Source organism: Pseudomonas sp. Colony2 (genome assembly GCF_019382755.1).
GTDB lineage: Bacteria > Pseudomonadota > Gammaproteobacteria > Pseudomonadales > Pseudomonadaceae > Aquipseudomonas.
This window is the reverse complement of record NZ_CP080030.1, coordinates 355,881-359,103: the sequence shown is the minus strand read 5'-3', so window position 1 is coordinate 359,103 and position 3,223 is coordinate 355,881. Positions and strand designations below refer to the sequence as shown.

Here is a 3,223-nt window from a genome sequence, read left to right as displayed (position 1 = left end):
GTTCGATTCCGTCTCTGGCACCACTAATTAGTTTCAGGTGGTGCAAACGTCATCTGAAACACACAAAAAACCCGCCTGGTGCGGGTTTTTTGTTGCCTGCCGTTTTTGACTCCTTCAGCCCCCGCCCCGCATCAACGTCAACACCGCAACCCGCTCCTGCTCGGAGATGTGAAAACCACTCTCCTCCACGCGCGCAATCCAATCCTGCGCCGAGAGCGACTCGCCAAAACGCACCAGGCGTCCGTAGCGCCTGAACACAGCCTCCAGCACGCTGATCATCGAGGGGTAGCTGCAGCCTCCGTCAAAACAGATGCTGAGGCCGCCAAGCCAGGAACGGCCGATCACGTGGGCACTACCGACGCTCTCGGCACCGGCATACTCAAAATCCATTTTTACTGCTTCCATGTCGCACCCAAACTCATCACCACGAAAGTACCCAAGCCTAGCAGGCGCCTGTTTTGCGGCAGGCTGCAAAGCGCTCCAATCAGACCAACCGGTCATCCAGGCGGCGACCATACAGTAAGACGATCCAAAGCGCCGGTTATCAACACCTCATTCCGACCCCATTGATCCATCCTTAATTCCCCAGTGATCGCCACTCTTGTCGGCGTTACCACCGACAAGGATGTCAAGGCGACTGAGTCACTTCACCAGGAACACCAGCAGCGGGTTGTCATTCAACCGCCCATTGAACACCGGCGCCATGTGTTCCAGCGGCGTGCCGCTGAGCAATGCGGTTTGCTTGCGCTCCACAATCACCCAGGCGGGGCGCGGCAGCGTATCCACCAGCAAGGGTTGGTTGCGCCCGATGAACAGCGGCTGCTCGTCGTGATCCAGGTTCATGATGTAGCGAATCGCCCAGGTGTCCTTGGCCAGATCGACGAACACCAGGGTCCCGGGATTATCGGCACGCAGCTTTTCCACCGCGCTTACGAAGTTCCTGGTGTCGAATTGCAGGTCCTTGGCCGGTTCCACAACCTTCACCAGCACCAGCCATTGGGTGGCCAGCGCAATCAGGCTGAGCACCACTAGGCGCTGGCCGAGATTGCCCTGCAAACGGCGCCAGGCAATCACGGCTGCGAGTTGCAGCACGATCAGCACACCCACCAGCGCCGGCACTGAAACGTCCGGCCAGTAGCCGTGCTTGTGCCACAGATGCCGACAGACAAACACCACGACAATGCCCAGCACCGGCAGGACCGCCACCAGCCACTCATAGCCACGCCGCACGCCGAGCAACCAGCCCTGGGCCTGGAGCAAGCCATAGGCGGCCACCGCGGCAAACATCGGGACCATGGGGACGATGTAATAGGCGCGCTTGAAGTGCGGCACCGACAAGCCCAGCAAAATCATCAGTCCGCAGGCGGCCAAACGCAGCATCAACTGCACATCGGCATCGTCGTGGCGGGCCGACCATTTGTGGCGCAGGGCAATCATCGTCGCCAGGGCCAGCGGCACCACCGGGAAATAGCGGTACAGGCTCAGCTTGAAGTAGAAGTAGAACGCCTCACCGGTTTCATCAAGGCGCCCGGTGAATTGCATCCGCAGCACATCATCGACGAAAGCATCGCCCCCGCTGATCCGCGCCAGTTTCAACAGCGCCCACCAACAGCCGGCCAGCAGGATCAAACCGACCACGCCGTGGGCAATCACCTTTTTCAGCAGTGCAATCCGCTCTTGCCGCGTACGAGCGGTGCCCAGCGCCCAGTAGACACAGGCCACCCCGCACACCTCGATCAACCCCAGCGGCCCGCGAATGGCAAACGCCACCACGAACAACGGAAAGATCGCATATTGGCGCAGCCGCGAGCCCAGGCGCTCACCGGTATGCAGCAGGTAGAAACACCCCAGGCACAACAACGAGATCATCTGGTCCAGGCACACCGAGCGCGACTTCTCCAGCAACTGGGCAGTCAATGCGGTGAGCAGCACCGTCAGCAGCGCCCACGCTCGGCCCGACGGCACCAGCAAGCGGTAGATCAGCGCCATGACCCCGGCAGACGCCAGGGCGGTGGGCATCACGTTGGCCAGGTCGTTGGGCGCGCCGAACAAGCGGGCAAAGAGGTAGCTGAGGTAGGTCGCGGTGCCCGGATAGTCCGGGTAAGGCTCACCGTAGGTGGTAGGAAACAGGCTCGCGCCGTGGCGAAACATCTCTTGCATGAACACGGCCCAGCGGCCGTCGAAGCCCTGTGGCTGCTGGTCCCAGATGCCCAGGGTAAACAGCAGCAAGGCGATAAGGAAAATACCCAGCGATTCCATTCGAAAGCGATTGTGTTGATCCATTATTCAGCCTGTCAGGTGGGGTAAACCGGCTCATGTTGCCGAACGCCACCCTGAATAAGCCCTGAACGGAATCAAACATTCATCCGCCTAACGACGAGCGGGCCAGATCAGCAGCGGCAGCAGCCGGATGTAGAGTAGCTCCCCTACCAATTCCACCAGGGTTTGCGTGATCACTGCTGCAGCAGCGAGCCCACGGATCTCTTCGGGCAATGCCAGCGCCAGCGGCAGCACCACCAGGGAATTACGCGTGGAGGCGCTGAAGGTGACCGCCCGCGCCGTGGGCGCCGATAGCTTGAACAGGCGCGAAGCCAGCACCCCCATCAGCGGGGCCAGCAACAGGAAGCCGATATACACCGGGATCACCGGCGCCAGCAGGCCGATATCGCGGACCACGGCAGTGATCTGCGAACCGATCACCACCATCAGCACCAGCGCCATGGCCGGCACGGGCAGCCAGGCCCAGGCATCGCTCCAGGCACTGACGACCGGTGAGCGCCGGGACAGGGAAGTGGTCAGCACCGCCAGAATCATGGGGGCAACGATCAGCAGCAGGAAAGCCTCGACAAACGGCCCCACTGCAACCACCACCTGCGACTGCGCCCCCAGCATCAACCCCAGGTAGACCGGCAACAGCAGCAGTTGCAGCAACAATAGAATCGGGGTCGCCGCCAGCATCAACCGCGAGTCACCCTTGCCGATATGGGTAAACACCACCACGTAGTCGATACACGGCGTCAACAGCACCAGCAACGCACCCACCAGGATCGCCGGGTGTTCCACCAGGCCCCGAGTCAGCGCCCACACCAGCAGCGGAATCAGGATGAAGTTGGCCAGCAGCAACGCGGCCATGAAGCGTTTGTTGCCCAAGCCCTGGCGCAGGTCCAGAAAGGGGATTTGCAGAAACATCGCGTACATCAGCACAGCGATAGCGGGCGTGACC

General features: G+C 61.2%; 3 protein-coding genes. All 3 read right to left on the bottom strand.

Annotated features, from left to right (window positions below; translation table 11 throughout):
* Nucleotides 1-114: 114 nt before the first annotated feature.
* Nucleotides 115-516, bottom strand: coding sequence for a hypothetical protein (locus JV201_RS01505; protein WP_003218048.1), 402 nt, complete (start codon nt 514-516; stop codon nt 115-117).
* Between the two features lie 126 nt (nt 517-642).
* A complete protein-coding gene (locus JV201_RS01500; protein ID WP_177069300.1) occupies nt 643-2,283 on the bottom strand; it encodes a glycosyltransferase family 39 protein in 1,641 nt (546 codons plus the stop codon).
* Nucleotides 2,284-2,370: 87 nt separating this feature from the next.
* Nucleotides 2,371-3,223 (bottom strand): arsenic resistance protein (locus JV201_RS01495; RefSeq protein WP_219406415.1); only part of this gene is annotated, 853 nt, incomplete at its 5' end.